Below are 20,559 nucleotides of genomic sequence, written 5' to 3' on the forward strand. Positions count from 1 at the left end.
ACGTCACCGGTGCTGGCGACCAGCACGTCGTGACCCCCGGTCCGCAGTGCCCAGGCGAGCGGGATCATCGGAAACAGGTGGCCAAGCCCCGGCGATGACGAGAAAAGAACTCGCACGACTTCCTCCTTAGGAGTCTGTTGGCGAATGGTGTGGGTTGGTCGTGAGCGTGAGGGCATGAAGGTGGGGCTTCTGGTAATCGAGATGTACCACCAACTTGATCACCAAAAGCCCCAGGATGTCTGTCTACCGTGTTGAGGCCGCGAAGGCGAGTTGTGGCGTGTCTGGTTGCGCATGTCGTGACCGGACACGTCGGTATCCGTCTGATCTGACCGATGAGCAGTGGCAGGTGTTGGAGCCGCAAGCGCGGGCGGTCATGGCCGAGTTGCGCAAGAGCCCTGCCGGAGCGCCAATGAAGCATGACCTGCGTGCGATGGTGGACGCGATCGGCTATCTGACCCGCTATGGCATCGAGTGGCGGGCGTTGCCGGTCGACTTCCCGCCCTGGGAAGCGCTGTATGCGTTCTTCGAACGGTGGAGCGAACGGGGCCTGCCGCAGCGTCTGGTCGACCGGTTGCGGGGACGCATCCGGATCGCCTGTGGCCGGGCCGAGTTGCCTACCGCAGCGGTCATCGACGCCCAGACCGTGCGCGGTGCCGACACCGTGGCAGCCGACGGCGCCGGCCATGACGCGGGGAAGAAAACCAAGGGGCGTAAGAGAAACATTGCCACTGACTGCCTCGGACTCCTGCTAATGGTGACCGTCGCCTCCGGCGGCATGCAAGACCGCGACAGCGCCCACCGGCTGCTGGCACTGCTGCGCGAACACTTCTCCACCATCACCCTGGTCTGGGCCGACAGCGGCTACGCCGGACGCCTCGTCACGTGGGCCAAAGCCGTGCTGTGCCTGACACTCACCGTTGTCAAACGCACCGACGACATCAAGGGCTTCGTGGTACAGCCCCGCAGATGGGTCGTCGAGAGGACGTTCGGCTGGCTGACCCGCCATCGACGCCTCGTCCGGGACTACGAACGCCGACCAGAACACCACGAAGCCATGGTGTGGTGGGCCACCGTCACGATCATGACCCGCCGCCTAACCCGAGAACTCTCCGGCGACCAACCTCGCTGATCTTCACCGTGGTACTGCTCGCCGTCCTGGCCTGGCAGATGCGGTTGCAGCGGTACACGCCGATCGTGCACTGGCTCGCGGTCGTCGTGCTCAGCGTGACCGGGACCCTCTACACCGATGTCCGGACCGGCGACCTGCTGGCCATCGTGTTCGGGGTGTGGTGGGCGCGTGAACGGACGCTGTCCATTCGATGTCCGACATGGACTCCGCCGCGACGCGGATCGCCACCAGTCCTCGTGGGACAGCCCGGCCGGCAGTTGCCGTTCATGGCGTAGCACGGCAGCCAGGCGGTCGAGCACACCGTCGAGGTGTCCGGGCCAGACTGTCGAGCTCCTCGTAGCGCTGATGTCGGCCGAACCGGTCTGGCCGGCCTCGGCAGCCCACGCGGCGGACTGCACACTCATTGCACGCACAGGCCGCAATGCCCGCGATACCGCGAAGTGCAGCACGAAGCAGGACCCGACAACCACCATCGCGGCGAGCAAGGCGGTTCCCGCCGTCGCCGTCTCCGCGCAGCCTCGTATGTCGCCAGGTCTGTCGACGCGACCACCGTGACGATCGCTGTGCCATCGCGGACCACCCGCGCCGAGTAGAGGCGAATCGACCCCCGCCGAGTCGTGCGAACCAGGCGCTGAGGCCAGGCGATCCGCCAAGGCCTGCACGGGAGCGGACCCATTGCATCAAGTCCTGCCATCTTGGCCCTCGACACCGCGCCCGTCCGGCCGCCGACGATTCCCCGGCTCATGCATCGGGCGTCATGCGGGTCACGCGCTCGGTGCTGGCTGGGTGGTGACCATGGCGGCTGCGTACGGCTCCTGGCAGGCCGGCTGAAAGCGGTCAACTGAGCGTCTTCGCCTCGTTGACCAGCGCCACGGCGGCCAGCTGGGTGCCGACCTCCAGCTTGGTGAGCACGGATCTGATCTGCGCTCGCACGGTGGCGAGCGAGCTGCCGAACTCCTCGGCGACCGCCGCCGCCTGGACGCCCGCGGCCAGGCGGTCGAGCACCTGACGTTCCCGGGTGCTCAGCCTGCCGAGGCGTTTCTCGAGCTCGTCGCGCCTGGAGCGCAGCTGCCGATAGAGGGTGACCAGCTCCGACCGCGCGGCCGGGCTGAGCACCTCACGCCCCGCCGCCGCGGCCACGGTGACGGCCAGCAGGTGTTCGAACGAGTCGGTCTTGCTCACCCAGCCGACAGCACCCTGCGCCACGGCCTTCGCGAGTACGTAGCGGTCGCGGCTACCGGTCACGATCAGCACGGACCAGCCCAGGGACCGCAACGGCATGACGAGTTCGGCACCGCTCTCCGCACCCTCACCCAGATCCAGGTCGAGCAACGCCAGGCCCGGCTCTCGTCCGCGGACCTCGGCGACGATGGCCTCAGTAGGCGCGACGGGCACGTGGAACGCGTCGAAGCCCTGAGAGCGCAACGCCATCACCAACGTGGTTCGAATCAGTGGGTGATCGTCCACCACCAGCACGGTCCGGGCCACCATCAGCCCGCCTCGGCGGCCCTGACCGAGGCACCGGGCAGGTGGAGCAGCGCGACACAACCCCGCCCGTCCCCGTCCGAGCCGATCCCCAGCGTGCCGCCGTGCTCCGACAGCAGACGGGTGCACACCCGCAGCCCTATCCCCCGGTGCCCGTTGGGCCGGTAGCCGGGTCCGTCGTCTGACACCTCAATCCACACCCGGTCACCGTGTGCGCCCGCGAGAATGCGCACCTGCGAGCCCGCGGCGTGCCGCTCGCAGTTGACCAGCAGGTTCGTCACGACCTGCGCGAGCTCGGGCGCGGGCATGGCGGTCCGCAGGCTCTCCTCCACCCGCAGCTCGATGGCGGTGCCCCGCGCCCGGTGCAACGCGGCGAGCCTCCTGAGCAACGGCGCCAGGTGCACGACGCCGTCCTGGGACGCCGCGTGACCGAGCAGGTACCGCACGCGTTCCAGCTCCGCGTGCACGGCCGAGCCGAGCGGGGTCCGTTCGCCGAGCACGTGGCTGACTCCGGAGAGACCGGAGACGAGGTTGCGGATCTCGTGGTTGCGCTCGGCGGCGTCACTGGCCAGCTCACGCGCCACCCGCTCGGCCGCGGCGAGGCGTTCGGCGTGGTCGCCCACCTCGTGCATCGCACGCAGCGCGGGCCGGGCCAGGGTGGTGAGCACGAGCAGGAGTCCGACCAGCCGCAGCACACCGAAGTCGAGGTCGGGCTTGGCGAGCTCCGGCCTGAGCGCGAGCTTGTCGACGTGGGCCAGGGCGATCACCGTCAGTCCGAAGCCCACCCTCCACGTGACCGGCTGCTGCCGCATCGCGCCTACCACGACGAATGCCGCGGCCACGACGAACCAGCCGAGGACCACGACGACGGTGGCGAGTGCCGGCCCTCGCCCGTTCGCGGCGACCGGGACCACCTGTGCCACGACTCCGGCAACGACGGTGACTCCCACCGCGAGGACAACGGCCGTGGGCCATCGGATGCCGGAGTAGAGGTCCGGGCAGAGCGCCCAGGTCATCAACGCCAGGAACAGGCCGCTGGCCACGAATCCGCTGATCGCGATGGCGGGTTCGAGCCCGTTCGGCAGGTCGAAGACGGTCGCCGGAATCATGATCACGCCGTAGAACACGAGCGGACCTGCCAGCCGCCGGCCCGTCTCGCCGACGGACCGGGGAATCATCCGCGCCACGATCGCCGCCGCGGTCGCGACGCAGGCTGATGCCAGCGCCAGCAAGGTGAAGACGTCGCCCGCGGCGTCCGTCCACATGTGGTCCAGCCGATCTCCCTGCCACCACAACAACATCAGGCCGATCGCGAAAAAGGTCGCCTCGGCGTACACGGTACGTGGTCGCGTGATCACCCAGCGGGCGCGCGGAAATACGGAGTGCTGCATGGCGGCGGTCCACACGTCGTATTCGGCGTTCAGCTTGTGTTCATCAAATCGGCGACACCACCGTGAGTGTTACGCCGCAGCTAGAGCACTTGGGCCCTAAGCAAAATTGGCGATGCGACGAGGCGGGCGAGAACCGCACGCTACCCCCGGATGTTCACCGTCCGTTCAGGACTCGGCCGGATCGCAGAGGGGTGGCCATGAACCAGGCCTTCGACGTCAGCATCGTCATTCCCACCCGGAACGAATGTCAGAACGTCGGTGAGGTCCTGAGACGTCTGGAGAGCGTCATCGGGAGGTCCACTGTGGAGATCGTGTTCGCCGACGACAGCGACGACACGACGTCCACGGCGGTGCGCACCGGCGCCGAGGACGCCCCGTTCCCGGTTCGGCTGGTGCACCGCCCGCCCGGTGAGCGCCACGGCGGCCCCGTGGGCGCCGTGCTCGCCGGGATGCGTGCCGCACTCGGCAGGTGGATCGTCGTGATGGACGGCGACCTGCAGCACCCGCCCGAGCTCGCGCCCTCGCTCGCCGAGGTCGGCCGGTCCAGGGACGTCGATCTCGTGATCGCCACCCGAGCACCGGCGGGCAACATCAAGAACGCCCTCGCCAAAGCTGTCTTCCCCCGCAAACTCGCCCAGCCCACGGACCCGACCAGCGGGTTCTTCGCGGTCCGGCGCGCGGCGGTCGACGTCGACCGATTGCGGCCCAACGGGTTCCGCGTGCTGATGGAGTTGCTGGTTCGTCACCCGCGGTTGCGGATGGCCGAAGTGCCCTACCACCGGCAGCCCCGCCAAGCGGGTGACCGCGCCGGGTTCGCCCGCCGCGGACTCGTCTTCGCCGGGCACCTGGCGCGGCTGAGGGGGTCGTTGCTCCTGCAGCAGGCGGCCCGCTCGGCGATGACCTCGCCCGGTGCGTGGTTCGGGCGCGCGGTCGCCTTCGGACTCATCGGACTGTCCGGGCTCGTGGTGAACACCGCCGTGCTCTGGTTGCTGCACCTGCAGGTGTTCCAGGTGCACTACCTGCTCGCCGCCGTGCTGGCGACCGAGGCCTCCACGTTCTGGCTCTTCGCACTCACCGAGCTCCTGCTGTACCGCCGGAACAAGCCGGGCACCGCCAGATCACGCGGGGTGAGGTTCTTCCTGCTCAACCACGCCGCGCTGGTGCTGCGGCTGCCGCTGCTCGCCTTCCTGGTCGACGGAGCGGGGGTCGGCGTGCTCCTGGCCAACGCGCTCACGCTGGGCCTGCTGTTCCTGGTCCGTTTCGTCGTGGCGGACTCCGCGATCTACGGTCGCGGCGAGCCCACGCCGGATGCGGTCGAACAGCCACGCGAGCCCATGCGTGTCGTCGTCAACATCCCGTACGAGCCCGTGCTGCCCCTCCAGCGCACGAACGGCCACCGCCACAGTGCGTTGCCGAGCCGTTACCTCCCGTTCCGCTACGCCATTCCCGGCCTCGTCACCATTGGCTCGCAGGTGCAGCTGCCGGAGCTGGAGTACTTCCGGTCGCAATGGCTGGGCCACGACACGGAGATCCAGATCCGGGTCGGCGCGGTCGGCGACCGCAGACCGCTGTCCCGTGCGGTGTTCACCCACCTCACCACCCCACCCGCCATCGGCTACCGCGAACACCTCGGCAGGCTCGGCGCGAACTTCCGGGTCGGGCTCGGCGACCCCATCACGGTCGTCGTGTCCCACTCCCTGGCTCGCTCGCCGCACGTCGTCTACACCAACATCCTCGAAGCGTTGCTGCGGTTCGTGGCCGTGTCCCGCGGAGTCATGCTGCTGCACTCGGCGTGCGTCGAGCTGGACGGGGTCGGCGTCCTGATCTCGGCGAGAACCGACACCGGCAAGACCGGCACGGTGCTGCGGCTCGTCCGGGAGCACAACGCCAAGTTCCTGTCCGACGACATGACGATCCTCTATCCGGACGGACGTGTCGGCTGCTTCCCCAAGCCGTTGACGATCAGCCATCACACGCTGCGCGCGGTCGAGTCGCACGAGCTCAGCCCGAAGGAATGGCGCAGATTGCGGTTGCAGAGCAGGCTGCACTCCAAGGAAGGCCGGCAGTTCGCGCTCGTGCTGAGCCAGCTCAACCTGCCGATCATGGGCGTGAACGCGTTCACCCAGCGGGTGGTGCCGCCGCCCAAGTACGCGGTCGACCGGCTGCTGCCGTGCGAGATCATCTCGGAGACGAAGGCGAGTGAGCTCTTCATCATCGAACGCGGCGCGTTCGGGATGGGCGAACTGCCGGTGGACGAGTCGATGGCGACGCTGCTCGCGAACACCGAGGACGCCTACCAGTTCCCGCCGTTCCGGCAGCTCGCGCCGTCTATCGTGATCGGCGAGGACGACCACCTCGCGTTGCGCCGCAAGGAGAGGATGATCCTCGAGTCCGCGATCGGCAGGGTGCGGGCACGCTGGCTGTCCACTCCCGACTTCACCTGGGCGGACCTGATCCCGGACCTCGTCGACGCTGACGCCACGACCGGGGGTTGGGTATGACCTGGTTCGGGTCGCGGTCAACGGTGGTAGTCGAGGAGGAGTCGGCGGCCATCGTTGCCTTGCCGGAAAAGCACTTCCGGCCGCGACCGGCCCACGTGATGACCGTCGTTCTGGTGGTGGGTGGCGTGTTGAGGGTGTGGGCGCTCGACGCCATCGGCTTCAACAGCGACGAGGCCGTGTACGCCGGCCAGGCCGCGAGCATCGCGGGCGACGACACTCTCTCTTCGTTGTTCCCGATCTTCCGCGCGCACCCGCTGCTGTTCCAGACGCTGCTGTCGGTGGGATTCCTCGGCGGTGTCTCCGACCTCGGTGCTCGGCTGCTGTCCGTCGTGTTCGGACTCGGCACGATCGTCCTGGTGTATCTGCTCGGAAACCGGCTGTACAACCGGGAAGCAGGTCTCGTCGCCGCCTCGATCCTCGCCGTGATGCCCTACCACGTGATCGTGACACGCCAGGTGCTGCTCGACGGACCGCAGACGTTCTTCGCCGTGCTGATGTTCTACTGCGTGACACGGTACTGCATCGACCGCAACGGACGCTGGCTCCACTTGGCCGCCGCCGCGATCGGTCTTGCCGTGCTGACCAAGGAGATCGCGGTCATCCTGCTGTTCGCCGTGGTCGCATTCTTCCTGCTGCGCCGCGAGATCCGGGTGCCGTCGCGCACGATTCTTCTCAGCGCCGGTGTCGCACTCGTCATAGTGGCGGCGTATCCCGTGTCCCTGCTGTTCTCCGGACGCACCAGCACCGGCCAGAACTACCTGTTGTGGCAACTGTTCCGGCGCGCCAACCACAGCCTCGCGTTCTACGGAGTGGAGGTTCTGCCCTCCTTCGGACCGGCTGTCCTGCTGCTCGCCGCCGGCGGATTCTGGTTCCTGCGGCGCCAGAACAGCTGGCGCGAGGTGCTGCTGGCGTGCTGGATTCTCGTGCCACTCGGGTTCTTCGAGGTGTGGCCGGTCAAGGGATACCAGTACCTGCTGCTCACCGCACCGGCAGTCGCGCTGCTCGCCGCACGCGCCATGACGCGGATCTCCCTTCCGCAGCGGTACTTGCACGCGGCGCTGGTCGCGGTCGTCCTGCTGAGCCTGATCGTGCCGAGCTGGCTCGCCGTCAACCCGGCGCCCTCGGCGACGTACCTCGCGGGGTCGGGTGGCGTGCCCACCGGACGCGAGGCAGGTCAGTGGATCAAGGCGAACCTCCCGCAGGGCGGCACCGTGATGACCCTCGGACCGACGATGGCGAACCTGGTCCGGTTCTACGGCAACCGCAGGGCCTACGCGTTGTCGGTGAGCACCAACCCGTTGCAGCGCAACCCCTCCTACGAACCGATCGACAACCCCGACCGCCAACTGAGAGAGGGCGCCCTCTCCTACGTCGTGTGGGACGCCTACTCCGCGAGTCGCGCGCCGTTCTTCTCGCAGCAGCTGATGGGGTACGTCGAGAAGTACCACGGCGTCGCGCTGCACACCGAGACACTCGACGTCAGCGGCGTCAGCACGCCGGTGATCATCGTCTACGAGGTGCGGCCATGATCCGCCATCTGCTGGTCGCCGGGCTGCTGGTGCTGGGGCAGCCCGGCATGGCGGTGGCCGGGCAGCAGGCCACCACCACGCCCATCGAGCACTTCGTCGTGATGATGCAGTCGAACCACTCGTTCGACAGCTACTTCGGCACCTATCCCGGCGCGGACGGCATCCCGGCGGACGTCTGCATGCCGCACAGCACCGACAACCTGAGCCCCGACCGGTGTGTGAAACCGTTCCGGCTCGGCGACCAGTCGCCGTCCGATCTCGACCACCGCCCCGCGACGCAACGCGCGCAGTACAACGGCGGCAAGATGAACGGCTTCGTCGAGGCCTTCCGCAAGAACGGCCGCGACGGCACGAACGCGATGGGCCACTACGACGGCGCCGACCTGCCGTACTACTGGAACATCGCGGACAGGTTCACCCTGTTCGACAGGTTCTTCAGCTCGGCGCTGGCCGGCAGCAGGCTCAACCACTTCTACTGGGTGGCGGGCGTGCCGACGCCCACGGGCGGCGAACAGGTGCCGCCCGGCGGCTACGGCGACATCCCGACGATCTTCGATCGGCTGCAAGAACGGGGAGTGCCGTGGAAGTTCTACGTCGAGCACTACGACCCGAAGGGCGCCGGTGAGGCGACCAAGGTGCCGTTGCTGAACTTCAAGCGCTTCACCGGCAACCCCGAGCTGGCGAGCAGGATCGTCGATCTCGGCGAGTACTACCGCGACCTCGACGCGGGCACCCTGCCCGCTCTCGCCTACGTCGTGTCGTCCGGGTCCAGCGAGAACCCGCCGAGCCGCATCCAGGCGGGTCAGAGCCTCGTCCAGACCATGACGTCGGAGCTGGCGCGCAGCCGCTACTGGTCGAACTCGGCGTTCCTGCTCACCTACGACGGCTGGGGCGGCTTCTACGACCACGTGGCGCCGCCAAAGGTCGACGAGCACGGCTACGGCTTCCGCGTGCCCGCGCTGCTGATGAGCGCCTACGCGCGGCGCGGGCACGTCGACCACACCCAGGCCGACTACACGTCCGTGCTGAAGTTCGTCGAGGACAACTGGAAACTCGCTCCGCTGGGATCCCGTGACGCCGCCGCGGCGAGCCTGTCCAGCGCCTTCGACTTCGCCGCACCGCCCCGCCCACCGGAACTGGTCGGCACCACGCGGCAGGCCGACGCGCCCACCGGCCGGGTCCGGCTCGTCGTCTACCTCGCCTACGCCTCGGCCCTGCTGGCGGCGGCCGCGTGCGTCGTGGTCCCGATCGCGGTCAGGAGGCGGAAGCGATGAGAACCGTCCTCACGGCATTGATCACGCTCGCGATGGTGCCCGTACCGGCAGCACAGGCGGCCCCGTCCGAGCGAACGCTGGAGATCATCACCGTGCCACCGATGCCGGCCGCCCGGTTCGTCCTGGACGGCCAGCAGGTCATACCCGACACGAGGGGTGCGGTGCGGCTCACGTTGCCCCGCAACGGCGACGCGCACCGCCTCGAGCTGACCACTCCGAACCTCGACCTGGCCGACGGGTCCATCGACTTCGTCCGCTGGTTCGGGCAGGGAGAGCGCGACCTGGGCTTCACCCCGGTGCTGACCGATCTGGCGATGAAGCACAACCGGCGGTTGCAGGTCGCGTTCCAGTCGACGAGGCGGGTGCGGTACGACTTCGTCGACCAAGCTCACAACCCGGTCCCGCCATCGCGCGTCAGCGCACTCACCCTGCGCAGCGACTCCGGCCAGACGCACACACTGCGCGGCGTGCAGGAGATACCGCTGACGGCGGTCCGGCCGGTGCAGGAAGGCACGGCCGCGGTCGGCAAGGAGGTCACCTACTACCTGCAGAGCGTCGAGATCGACGGTGCGAACGTCGTCAACGCGGGCGAGCAGCGGATCGTGCCCGCCCGCGCGACCTCGGCGACGTTCGTCGTGTTGCTGCGCTCGGTGCGGTTCCAGGTCAGGGATCTGTTCTTCGGCAACGCCATGAACGCCGACGTGGCGCTGAAGTATCCGGACGGCCGGACCGAGAGCCTGGCCGTGGGACAGGACGGCGTGGTGGCCGTGGACAACCTGGCCCGCGGCAACTACAGCGTCGACGTGTCGGCGGCGGGGTACACCGGCTCGCAGGAGATCGCGCTGTCCCGCGGCCAGCACGTCGACCTGCGCGTTCTGTCCTATGTGGACATGGTGGTCGTCGTGGTGCTGGCGCTGCTGGTCTTCACCGGCCTGTTCCTGCTGGGCAGGCGCCGTCTGCGCGCACACCGGGACGAGGCCGGCTGATGAGACTGGTCACCGTGATCCTCGTGATCTTCTTTCTGACGCCGGTCTCCGCCGCCGCCCAGCCGGCGCAGCCGATGTTCGCCTACTACTACATCTGGTTCGACAAGACCTCCTGGGACCGCGCGAAGTCCGACCACCCCGCGCTCGGCCGCTACACCAGCGACGACTCGCGCATCATGCGCGAGCACATCCGGCAAGCCAAGGGTGCCGGCATCACGGGCTTCATCGTGAGCTGGAAGTCGAGCCCCGCCAACGACTTCAGGCTGCAGACGCTGGCCGCCGTCGCGCGTGCTGAGGACTTCCGGCTCGCCATCATCTACGAGGCACTGGACTTCCAGCGCAACCCGCTCACCGTCGACCACGTCGCCGACGACCTCCGGCTGTTCCGCGACCGCTACGGCACGGACCCGGTGTTCTCCGCGTTCGGCAAACCCGTCGTGATCTGGTCCGGCACGTGGAAGTTCTCGGCCGAGGACATCGCCCGTGCGGGCGCACCGGTGCGGGACAAGCTGCTCGTGCTCGGTTCGGAGAAGAGCGCCGAGGATTACGAGCGCGTCGCGGACGTCGTCGACGGCAACGCCTACTACTGGTCGTCGATGGACCCGCAGCGCGACACCAGCGCCGCGGCCAAGCTAAGGGCGATGAGCGACGCCGTGCACGAGCACCGCGGCCTCTGGTTCGCGCCGTTCGCACCGGGTTTCGACGCCAGGATGATCGGCGGAACCCGTGTCGTGGACCGGCGTGACGGGGAGACGTTGCGCCGGCAGTACGACAACGCTGTCCGGTCCTCGCCCGACGCGCTCGGGCTGATCAGCTGGAACGAGTTCAGCGAGAACTCGCACGTGGAGCCGAGTGTCAACTACGGCGACAGGTACCTCGCCGTGCTCCACCAGCTCACCTCGACGACCGCGCCGGAGCTCGGGCCGCTCGCCGACGACTCGAGCTCGGCGGACTCCGCGGGCGGCGCCTCCGGTCCGTTCGTCGTCGGTGGTGGGCTGGCCGGGCTGGTGGTGCTGCTGCTCCTGCGCCGCAGAGGGCGGGTAGCGCTCGCGACGCTGAGCGCCTCCTGCATGGTCAGCGTGCTCGCGGCGGACGCCCCCGGCACCTCTCCGTCGTCCACTGCGCACCACAACACCCCGCCGATGCAGCAGACCCAGTACTACCTCGGCGCGAAGCCCGTGCGTTCGGACGCGTCGGTCACCATCGCGGCGGCAGGTGACATCGCGTGCCCGCCAGACCCGGAGGGTTTCAGCGACGAGGAGGCCGACCAACCACGACCATGCCAGGAGAAGACCACCGCGGACCTCGCCGACGCTATGCAACCTGACGCGGTGCTTCCGTTGGGGGACAACCAGTACCCGAACGGGAGCCTGGTGCGCTACCAGCAGGGGTACGGCCGGACCTGGGGTCGTTTCAAGGACATCTCGTACCCCGTTGTCGGCAACCACGAGTACGGCACGTCCGGCGCGAAGGGGTACTTCGACTACTTCGGTACGGCGGCGGGCGATCGCGAGGCCGGCTACTACAGCTACGACCTCGGGAGCTGGCACATGATCGCGCTGAACTCGGAGTGCGAGCGGATCGGCGGCTGCGGTGGCGGTTCGCCTCAGGAGCAGTGGCTGCGCGCGGACCTCGCCGCGCATCCCGTGAAGTGCACCCTGGCGTACTTCCACCAGCCGCGGTGGTCGTCCGGCACGCACGGCAACAATCCGAACTACGACGCCTTCTGGCGCGCCCTCTACGACGCCGGGGTCGACGTCGTGCTGACGGGCCACGACCACGACTACGAACGGTTCGCACCGCTGCGGCCGGACGGGACCGTCGACGCGGCAGGCGGCGTCCGCCAGTTCGTCGTCGGCACCGGCGGCGACAGCCATTACCGGATCCGGACTCTCGCACAGGGCAGTGAGAGCCGGATCGAGGGCGTGTACGGCGTGCTCGGCATGACGTTGCGCCCGGACGGGTACGACTGGCGATTCGCCGCCGAACCCGGTGCGCAGACAGGAGACTCCGGCACAGGAAGGTGTTCGGTGAAATGAGCATCAGAACCTCGATCACGATCGCCGCCGTCGCCGCCATGTGCTGTGGATCGGCCGCCTCGGCCCTACCGCAGGCACCGGCGCCGGTGGCGGCGCGGCAGCACGTCAGTCCCGGGGAGAACCCCTTGGTGCAGCGGTGGTTCAAGAACAGGGAGAAGCGGCAGATCGAGCTGAACGACGCACTGCAGGCGGCCCGAAACCTCACCGCTCCGTCCCGTGCCGTGTGTGCCCGCCTCACGGTCGCCACGTGGCAGATGGGGTTCGGTCCGATCGTGCCGGAGGTGAAGCTGCGAGCCCCGGTGGACGCGGGCATGGCCGAGTTCGTGCGGGCGGCACAGGCGTGTGCGGCCGGTGACCTCGCGAAGATGCGGCAGCAGATGGACGAGGGCGCGGCGTTGCGTTCCGCCGCTCTGGACCACATCGACGAGATCCTGGACAACGAGGAGTGACGGCCATGAGACGACTACCTCTGCTGGCCGTGCCGATCCTCGGACTCGTGGTGCTCGCGGCACCCGTGGCGGCCGCGAGCACCACGCTCCAGCCGGTCGCCGACTCCTACGTCCAGGCCGACCAGCCTTCGGTGAACTTCGGGACGTCGACCGGCCTTCGCGTCGACGGATCACCCGTGACGAACGGCTTCCTGCGGTTCGCCGTCACCGGACTCACCGCCGCACCCAGCAAGGCGACCGTGCGCGTGTGGGTCAACGCGACGGGCAGCTCCACCGCGGTCACGTTGTCAGCGGTCGCCGACAACACCTGGACCGAGAGCGGCATCAACTACGGCAACGCACCCGCGATCGGCGCGGCACTCGGCTCGAACGCGGTCACCGTGGGCACGTGGCTCTCCTACGACGTCACCTCCAGCGTCACCGCCAACGGGTCGTACTCGTTCGCACTGACCACGACGAGCACGGCGTCGCGGACGTTCGACAGCCGCGAGGGAGCCAACAAGCCGCAACTCGTGCTGGAGGACGCGGGACCACCTCCCCCGCCGCCCCCGGCAGGGCCCGCCGACACCTATGTACAGGCAGATCAGCCCAGCACGAACTTCGGCACGTCGACCGTGCTGCGCGTCGACGGATCGCCCGTCACCAACGCCTACCTGAGGTTCAACGTCACCGGCCTCACCGCGCCGCCGACCAAGGCGACACTGCGGGTGTTCAGCCAGACGACCGGCTCCACGCCCGTACTGCTGTCCGCGGTCGCCGACACCGCCTGGTCCGAAACCGGTGTCACGTACAACAACGCGCCATCCATCGGTGCCCAACTCGGCTCGTCCGGGGCGCTGACCGCAGGCTCGTGGGTCTCCTACGACGTCACCTCCAAGGTCACCGCCAACGGCCTGTACTCGTTCGCGCTGACCACGGCCAGCACCTCGTCGCGGTCGTTGGACAGTCGTGAGGGCACGAACAAGCCGGAGATCGTGTTCGAGGCGGCGCCGCCTCCGCCACCGCCTGGAAGTCCGGTCGTCGTGGTCGCCGGTGACGCCGCCTGTGCACCCGACGACGCCAACTTCAACGGGGGCAACGGAACCGCGACCGCGTGCCGCATGAAGGCGGTCTCCGACATCGCGCTGGGCATCTCGCCGGCAGCGGTGTTCATGCTGGGCGACGAGCAGTACAACAGCGGGTCGCTGGCGAACTTCAACGCCAGCTACGACCCGTCGTGGGGTCGTCTGAAGACGATCACCCGCCCGGTCGTCGGCAACCACGAGTACGGCACGACCGGCGCGGGCGGCTACTTCACGTACTTCGGCAACGCCGCCACACCACTGCAACCGGGCTGCACGAAGAACTGCGACGGCTGGTACAGCTTCAACATCGGCGAGTGGCACGTCGTCGTGCTCAACTCCGAGTGCACCCGCATCAGCGGCGGCAGCGGCTGCGCGGCCGGCTCACCCCAGCAGCAGTGGCTGGCGGCCGACCTGGCGGCGAACCCGAAGCAGTGCACCGCGGCCCTGTTCCACCGGCCGCGCTGGAGCTCGAACAGCTTCGCGTTCCCGGACACCGCACCGCTGGTCGACACGATGTACGCGGCCGGCGTAGACCTGCTGCTGACCGGCCACGCGCACAGCTACGAACGGTTCGCACCGCAGAACCCGTCCGGCGCGCTGGACAACGCGAACGGCATCCAGGAGATCATCGTGGGCACCGCCGGGTCGTTCTTCACCGGCTTCGGCACCATCGAGCCCAACAGCCAGACGCACAAGAGCAACATCTTCGGCGTCATGAAGCTGACCATGCGTCCCACCGGCTACGACTGGACCTTCGTGGCCGACCCCACCACGCCGTTCACCGACTCCGGGTCCAGGAGCTGTCACTAGTGCCCGGGAACGGAGCGCCGTGAGAGGCGTCAACGAGGGCAAGAAGCAACGCACGCGGGCGCGAATAGCGGCGGCGGCAGTCCGGTTGTTCACCGAGCACGGGTTCGAGAACGTCACCGTCGCCCGGATCGCGGCCGCCGCCGAGGTGTCGAACAAGACCGTCTACAACTACTTCCCCACCAAGGCACATCTCGTCTTCGACGAACACGAGACCGCGTTCGAGAGCCTGGTCGCGGCGATCCGCGACCGGGCACCGGGCAGATCGGCGCTGACCGCGGTCTGCCGGGTGCGGGCAGAACACCATCCGGCGCGGGTGCTGGACCGCGTCGTGGAGGACAGCGACTCGCTGCGGAACCATCAGCTCGCCATGGCGGCGCGCTACGAACACGCGCTGGCCGACGTGCTGGCGGAACAGACCGGCGCTCCTGCCGGATCCGCCGAACCGTTCGTCGCGGCGGTCGCGTTGATCGGGGCACTGCGCGCGGGCTGGGAGACCGCCGGGTTGGACGATGCGCTGGACCTGCTCGAACACGGCTTTGCCGGCTACGCGGTCAGGAGCCCCGCGCCTTCCGCCGCGGACAGTGGTGCGCCCGACGGCACGAAGGGCGGCACGCGGTTATCCGACCGGTGGTCTCGATCAGCCCGGTCGGACGCGAACATCCACAACCCATCACCGAGGTCAGCGTCGACCGGCGGGTAGTCCCGGCAGCTCGAGGATCCAAGTGGCGTGACCAACCAAGCCAGTTGGGGCACCAGGTCGGCGAAGTTGGCGAGCTTGATGCCCGACGGGTCCGTGCCGTCGTGGTCGGCGCGGGGGCCGCCCCGATGACCGGCGAGGTCGCCTTGCCGACGAAGACGCCGGCACCGAGCACCACAGAAGCCACGATGGCGGTCGCGGTCACCTTCCTATCGTCCCAGGCATGGCAGAGGAACAGGTCGTAGTCAGGCGAAGGTGACCGTCCTGTTCACCCACCACTTCCACCACGTCGACCCGGACACCGGGAATCTGCTCGGTGCGATCACGGACCTCGAGGTGCGGCGGGTGCGGCAGCTGGTCGAGTCGACCGGCAACTCCTTCACCTGCCGCGCGTTCGCGGACATGCCGTACTCGATGCACGGCTCGGACCTGGCGACCTACGCCGAGACGATCGGCAGCTGGTGCCCAGGTGTTCGATCCTGATGGAATCTGTTTGAAGGTCTTGCCTTGTGAGAGCGTTCCCACAACAATGCTGCACATCACCCAACGTCGGGGGGTCGGATGCGCGGGACAACGGCGATGTTCGTGGCGGCGGCAATGGTGGTCTCGACCGCCTGGCCCGCGGTGGCGCAGGCAGCGCCTGGCCTGTATCCGCCGGTCGGCGCCGGGACGAACTTCCTCGACCACGCCGAACTGCTCGGGAACGTTCCCGAACCGGCCTGGTACGAGGCGAACATCCCGTTCGTCGACCTTCCGGACCGCGAGATCCGCGACACCTACTACTACCGTTGGCGCACCTACCGCGAGGCGCTCAAGTACACCGGCCCGCGGGACGGCTGGATCGTGTCGGAGTTCCTCGGGCCCGTCAGCTACTCGGCACCGAACGGCGGGATCGCCGCGGCGGCGGGTCACCACGTCTACGAGGGGCGGTGGCTGCGTGACCACCGCTATCTCGACGACTACGTGGACTACTGGCTGCGTGGCTCGGGTTCCGGACCCAAGCCGGCGACCGACTCCCTCAACAAGAACACCACCGACTGGGCTCACCAGTACTCGTTCTGGGCCGCCGACGCCGTGGCCGCCCGTGCCGCCGTCGACGGCCGGACCGGGTTCGCCGCGGACCGGCTGCCGGAGCTGGTCCGGCAGTGGCAGGGCTGGTCGCCGCAGTTCGACCAGAAGCTGGGGCTGTACTGGCAGACGCCGGTGTGGGACGCGATGGAGTACACCGCGAGCTCCTACCAGAGTCCCGATCCGTACCACGGCGGCGAAGGCTTCCGGCCGACGCTCAACGCCTACCAGTACGGCGACGCGCGGGCGATCGCACAGTTGTTCAAGGCCCGTGGCGACGTGGCGGGCGCGCGCCCGTTCGACCAGGCCGCCGACGCGTTGCGGGCCAACCAGGAACGGTGGCTCTGGGATCAGCAGGGCAAGTTCTACAAGCACGTCATGCGTGACGACAACCCCGGACGCACCAAGCTCGCGGACCGCGAGCTGATGGGCTTCGTGCCGTGGTACTTCCACATGGCACCGGCGGGGAACAGCGCGGCCTGGGAGCAACTCACTGACCCACAAGGCTTTGCGGCCCCCTACGGCCCGACGACCGCCGAGCGGCGCAGCCCGTGGTTCATGCGCGAGGCCTTCGTCGGGTGCTGCCGCTGGAACGGTCCGAGCTGGCCGTACGCCACCAGCCAGACCCTGACCGCGCTCGCGAACCTGCTGATCGACTACCCGATTCAGTCCTACGTCGACCGCAACGACTACCTCGCGATGCTGCGCGGATATGCGTTGACCCAGCGCAAGAACGGCGAGCCCTACGTCGCCGAGGCGCACCACCCCGACGAGAACCGCTGGCTGTACGACGACAAGGGCCACAGCGACGACTACAACCACTCGACCTTCAACGACAACGTCCTCTCCGGACTGCTCGGCGTCCGGCCACAGCTCGGCAACTCGGTCTCGATAGCCCCACTCGTCCCGGACGGCTGGAGCTACTTCGCCGTCGAGAACATGCCGTATCACGGCCACAACCTCACCGTGGTCTGGGATCGCGACGGCAGCCACTACGGTCGCGGCGCAGGCCTGCGCGTCTGGCTCGACGGCAAGCTCACCCACACCCAGCCGACGACGGCCGCGGCGCGCCTGACGATCCCACCGCGCTCCAGCGCCGAACTGCCCGAACTGGTCGACGACTTCGCGAACGTGAGCGGCAGCGGTCACCCCACCGCCCGCGCGTCGTTCAGCAACAGCGCAGACCCGCCGACGGAGGCGATCGACGGCCAGGACTTCCACCTCGACGTGCCGGGCACGCGCTGGACGTCGTACGGCAGCCCGAACTCGGAGGACTGGCTGGAAGTCGACCTCGGCGCACCGGCACCGATCTCCGACCTGCGCGTCACCTTCTACGACGATGGCGGAGGTGTGCGCGTGCCGGCAACGTTCGACCTGCGGTACCGCACACCGGACGGCCAATGGCGGGACATCCCGGGCCAGCAACGAAGTCCCGCACAACCGGTGGCACGTCAGGTGAACCGCGTCCTCGTGCAACCGGCGATGACCACCGATCGCGTGCGGATCCTGCCGCGCAGGGCCGACGGCGGCGCGGTCGGGATCACGGCCTTCTCCTCGTACCGGCCCGCTGCCCGGGGACTGCGGGCGCTCTTGCCGGACCGGCTCCAGATCCGCAACGGCACGGTCGACACCACCACGACTCTGGTGGCACAGCAACCGTTGCGCGACGTCCGGGCCACGCTGTCCGTGCCGGACGGGTGGCGCGCCACACCGCTGACACCCGTCACCGCCGCCCGGCTCGCTCCGGGCCAGAGCCTGGTCACGAGGTGGCGCGTCACCGCACCCGCCGGCCTGCCGCTCGGCGAACGCCTGCCGATTCGGTTGCTGGCAACGGCTTCCGGCTCCGACGGCGCGACCTCGGCGCTGAGTACCGCTCAGACCGTCTTCGAACCCGGCGACTACGCCACCGTGGTCTGGGACGACACGTTCGACACCGACCGCCTCGCCTCCTACCGCGTGGACGGCCCGTTCTCCGAGCCACCGCCCTCGTTGCGGGTCACGAACGGCACGCTCACCGCCAGTGCCACCAGTCGCAGCGGCTCGGTGCTGGCCGCGCCGGTGACCGGTGCCGCGCGCGGCACGGCGATCATCGTCGAACCGCGCTCGTTCGCGGGCTCGGCGCCCGAGGACAGCCTGTTCCTCGGCCAGGCCGCGGGAAACCGCGACTTCGCCCTGGCCTGGTTCAACAATGCGGGCAAGGCCGCGGGTGTCGACGTGACGGTGGCCGGAGTCCGCCGGGGCGACGAGGCCACCGGCGGCTGCTGCGCGAGCCTGACCTGGGCACCGGGCGACCGGCTCGCCGTCGTGGTCCAGGACGGCCGGCTGACCAGCTGGCACGAGCACGAGAAGCGGTGGACGTTGCTGCGTGCCGCGCCGATCGGGGCCGTGGTCGATCCCGCCGTGGTGGCCGGGTGGGCGCCGGGGCTCGGGTTGCGGCTGGATGCCGGAACGTTGGTGATCGACCGCTTCACCGTGCGCAGCCGCTAGCGAGGATCAGCGGTCACCGGGCCGCGAGGGTGAATGCGAGCAACGCGATCGAGGTGAAGTCGATCGCCACCTCGGCACTCGCCCACGCTCCGGCGTTGTCGAGGAACCGCGCCCCCTTGCCGTCGAACTCGGCGTGCGGATTGACGCCGTCCGCCGGGCAGGCGCGCAGCGTCGGGAACGTGTTCAGCTCCTCGAAGTGCTTGGCCGCGTTGGCGCCGTTGACCACGGCGCCGACCGGGTCCTCACCGGTCAGGTTCGCCACCTGATGCGAGGCGCAGCGCAACGACGTCGTACCGGCGCCGATGACGAACGAGACGCCCCACGGGTTGGCGCCGAGCGCCCAGTTGCGTTGCCGCGTCAGGAACTCGTCGTAGGTGCTGTCCCCGGTGAGCTTCTTGTTGTGCAGAGCGCTGATCATCAGGCCGAACGTGTGCGGTACGGCGTCGAAGTCCACATAGGACACGCCTGCCCCGAACAGGTCCCTGTCGGAGATCGCCGCCGCGTCCCGCAGTGGCCTGCGGATGTCGTCGATCAGCTGCTGCCGCTGGTCGCCGTCGACCAGTCCGGCCAGGTCGGCGTGGGCCATCGTGCTCACGTCCGAGATGCCAGCCGAGCCGCGGCTGTCGGACTCCACGTACCGCGACGCCCACCGCTGGGCCTCGGCGGTCCAGTTCGGTGCCCGCGAGCCGCCGAGTGCACGGGCCGCGAGGGCGAGCTCCGTCGCGCCGAACTCCAGGTCGTCCAGCCACGAGCTCTCCGGGTAGTACTCCGGCGGGTAGGCCGTGACGAGCGCGGCGGGGCTGTGGTCGGCGTGGGCGCAGATCGCCGCGGCGATCCGCAGGTGCTCGGTCGCCCTTGCGCGGTCCGACTCCGCGTTCACCTGCGCGGACAGCGCGAAGGCGGCGGCGACGCGGCCGGCCAGGTTCGGGCTGATCGGCTCGCCGGGCTTGTTGGCCGGGAACACCGGCCGGTGCTTGATGTGGTGGTCGGCCGAGCCGGGCGGCGCGTCGAGGTTGTCGTCGTCCTCGGGCAGGCGCCACACGTCGTGGTCCGTGCGCACGGTCTCGTTGCCGACGCCGATGCCGACCTGGGCGTACAGGACGTCGCCGGTCCACATCTTCGCCAGCCGCTCGACGCCGTGGCGTGCCTCGTCGGCCAGGTCCGCGCTGCCGGTGCCGTCGCGTTGCGCAAGCAGGAGCTGTGCGGTGGCGTAGGAGGTGGTGTGGGTGAACTTCAGGAAGTCGCCCGCGTCGAACCAGCCGCCCTCGACGTCGACCGGCCCGCCGATTCGGGTGAGCGCCGGGTCGAGCAGTGTGTACGCCTCCATGTCGATGCGGGGCGGGGAGTAGACCTGGGCGGCCCGGTCCGCGAGACGCGACGGCTTGCGCCGCAACAGGCTGCCGTCGACGTTCGCGCCGTCGCGCTGGGACCGGAAGAACCGCACGTTGTCGGCGGCGAGGCGGCCGAACAGGTCGCGCGCCTCGGCGACCTGGAACACTCTCTCCGGCACGCGTCCGCCGTGTATTTCGGAACCTGCGCACGCACAGCGCCGCCAGTCCGGCCGATGCTCCGAAACCCTCCCGGCCCGGACCCGGCCTCCGCCGAGCACACTCAATAAACACCCAATACCACGCCACAACGGCTACATCG

The 20,559-nt window shown here is 69.0% G+C and carries 15 protein-coding genes; 12 read left to right on the top strand and 3 right to left on the bottom strand.

The window, feature by feature from the left end:
* Positions 1 to 235: 235 nt before the first annotated feature.
* Together ABZ345_RS05220 and ABZ345_RS05225 are read left to right on the top strand one after the other, a co-directional pair.
* Positions 236 to 1,129, top strand: a complete 894-nt coding sequence (locus ABZ345_RS05220; RefSeq protein ID WP_359843151.1) for an IS5 family transposase — start codon at positions 236 to 238, stop codon at positions 1,127 to 1,129.
* A gap of 8 nt (positions 1,130 to 1,137) precedes the next feature.
* Positions 1,138 to 1,404, top strand: coding sequence for a hypothetical protein (locus tag ABZ345_RS05225; RefSeq protein ID WP_359843153.1), 267 nt, complete (start codon positions 1,138 to 1,140; stop codon positions 1,402 to 1,404).
* Between the two features lie 562 nt (positions 1,405 to 1,966).
* Here the strand turns inward: ABZ345_RS05225 and ABZ345_RS05230 are convergent.
* Positions 1,967 to 2,596 (bottom strand): response regulator, encoded by a 630-nt coding sequence (locus ABZ345_RS05230; RefSeq protein WP_359843155.1) that lies wholly within the window; start codon positions 2,594 to 2,596, stop codon positions 1,967 to 1,969.
* Positions 2,597 to 2,619: 23 nt separating this feature from the next.
* Positions 2,620 to 4,005: a HAMP domain-containing sensor histidine kinase gene (locus ABZ345_RS05235; protein WP_359843157.1), complete on the bottom strand. Its 1,386-nt coding sequence runs from the start codon at positions 4,003 to 4,005 to the stop codon at positions 2,620 to 2,622.
* A 197-nt stretch (positions 4,006 to 4,202) separates the two neighbouring features.
* On the opposite strand from ABZ345_RS05235, the gene ABZ345_RS05240 reads away from it, so the two are divergent.
* From ABZ345_RS05240 to ABZ345_RS05285, 10 genes are all read left to right on the top strand, one after another.
* The gene (locus ABZ345_RS05240) at positions 4,203 to 6,506 is read left to right on the top strand and encodes a glycosyltransferase (protein WP_359843159.1); all 2,304 of its coding nucleotides are present in this window, start codon (positions 4,203 to 4,205) and stop codon (positions 6,504 to 6,506) included.
* Positions 6,503 to 8,035, top strand: coding sequence for a glycosyltransferase family 39 protein (locus tag ABZ345_RS05245; RefSeq protein ID WP_359843161.1), 1,533 nt, complete (start codon positions 6,503 to 6,505; stop codon positions 8,033 to 8,035). The genes ABZ345_RS05240 and ABZ345_RS05245 overlap by 4 nt, the downstream gene beginning before the upstream one ends.
* Positions 8,032 to 9,309, top strand: a complete 1,278-nt coding sequence (locus ABZ345_RS05250; RefSeq protein WP_359843163.1) for an alkaline phosphatase family protein — start codon at positions 8,032 to 8,034, stop codon at positions 9,307 to 9,309. The genes ABZ345_RS05245 and ABZ345_RS05250 overlap by 4 nt, the downstream gene beginning before the upstream one ends.
* Positions 9,306 to 10,295, top strand: coding sequence for a hypothetical protein (locus tag ABZ345_RS05255; RefSeq protein ID WP_359843165.1), 990 nt, complete (start codon positions 9,306 to 9,308; stop codon positions 10,293 to 10,295). The genes ABZ345_RS05250 and ABZ345_RS05255 overlap by 4 nt, the downstream gene beginning before the upstream one ends.
* Positions 10,295 to 12,334: a metallophosphoesterase gene (locus ABZ345_RS05260; RefSeq protein WP_359843167.1), complete on the top strand. Its 2,040-nt coding sequence runs from the start codon at positions 10,295 to 10,297 to the stop codon at positions 12,332 to 12,334. Before ABZ345_RS05255 ends, ABZ345_RS05260 begins: the two co-directional genes overlap by 1 nt.
* The gene (locus tag ABZ345_RS05265) at positions 12,331 to 12,783 is read left to right on the top strand and encodes a hypothetical protein (RefSeq protein WP_359843169.1); all 453 of its coding nucleotides are present in this window, start codon (positions 12,331 to 12,333) and stop codon (positions 12,781 to 12,783) included. The genes ABZ345_RS05260 and ABZ345_RS05265 overlap by 4 nt, the downstream gene beginning before the upstream one ends.
* Before the next feature lie 5 nt (positions 12,784 to 12,788).
* Entirely contained in the window at positions 12,789 to 14,657 is a 1,869-nt protein-coding gene (locus ABZ345_RS05270; RefSeq protein WP_359843171.1) for a DNRLRE domain-containing protein, read from the top strand.
* A 19-nt stretch (positions 14,658 to 14,676) separates the two neighbouring features.
* Positions 14,677 to 15,357, top strand: coding sequence for a TetR/AcrR family transcriptional regulator (locus tag ABZ345_RS05275; RefSeq protein WP_359843173.1), 681 nt, complete (start codon positions 14,677 to 14,679; stop codon positions 15,355 to 15,357).
* A gap of 252 nt (positions 15,358 to 15,609) precedes the next feature.
* Entirely contained in the window at positions 15,610 to 15,837 is a 228-nt protein-coding gene (locus tag ABZ345_RS05280) for a hypothetical protein (RefSeq protein ID WP_359843175.1), read from the top strand.
* 78 nt (positions 15,838 to 15,915) lie between these two features.
* Positions 15,916 to 18,909, top strand: a complete 2,994-nt coding sequence (locus ABZ345_RS05285; protein ID WP_359843177.1) for an NEW3 domain-containing protein — start codon at positions 15,916 to 15,918, stop codon at positions 18,907 to 18,909.
* Between the two features lie 13 nt (positions 18,910 to 18,922).
* Here ABZ345_RS05285 and ABZ345_RS05290 read toward each other — a convergent pair whose 3' ends face one another.
* Positions 18,923 to 20,419, bottom strand: coding sequence for a glycoside hydrolase family 9 protein (locus ABZ345_RS05290; protein WP_359843179.1), 1,497 nt, complete (start codon positions 20,417 to 20,419; stop codon positions 18,923 to 18,925).
* Between the last annotated feature and the right edge of the window lie 140 nt (positions 20,420 to 20,559).

It is taken from the genome of Lentzea sp. NPDC005914, assembly GCF_040629405.1.
Taxonomy (GTDB): Bacteria; Actinomycetota; Actinomycetes; order Mycobacteriales; family Pseudonocardiaceae; genus Lentzea.